This is a genomic window from Paenisporosarcina sp. P4_D4 (genome assembly GCF_056401835.1).
Map to the genome: position 1 here is coordinate 1 of NZ_JBFUIO010000422.1, position 575 is coordinate 575.

The 575-nt window shown below is 36.7% G+C and carries 1 protein-coding gene; it reads left to right on the plus strand.

Annotated elements, in window-relative coordinates:
• Positions 1–575 (plus strand): polysaccharide deacetylase family protein (locus AC1DSL_RS19280; protein WP_477533484.1); only part of this gene is annotated, 575 nt, incomplete at both ends.

Genomic DNA, 575 nt, shown 5'->3' on the forward strand with positions numbered 1-575 from the left:
CAGAAAGTCGTCTATTTGACATTCGATGATGGACCTAGTGAGTTCACACACCAATTTCTTGACGTATTAAATAGGGAACAAATAAATGCGACTTTCTTTATGGTTGGAGACCGCATAAATCGCTATCCAAATGAAGTGAAACGTGCCGTATCCGAGGGTAATTATGTCGGAGCTCACAGTATGACGCATGACTATCATAGACTTTATAAAGAAAATCAATTTGTACTAGAAATGCAACAAACAATCTCCATTATCAAACAAGTGACAGGTGAAGATACCACTTTAGTACGCGCCCCTTATGGATCGAAACCAGGTTTGAATTTAGGACTTCGCAATGATTCAGTTGAAGCAGGATACAAAATTTGGGATTGGAGTGTGGATACACAGGATTGGAGGGAGTCTGCTAACTCTTCAAAAATTGTAAATGAAGTAAAAAGGCAAACAACAAAAAATATTGAAGTCATTTTATTCCATGAAAATCAATCGACTTTGGACGCACTTCCAGAAATTATTAACTATTTAAGATCCGAAGAATATGAAATTAAGGTATATAATCCCGACGAACATTTCCCATT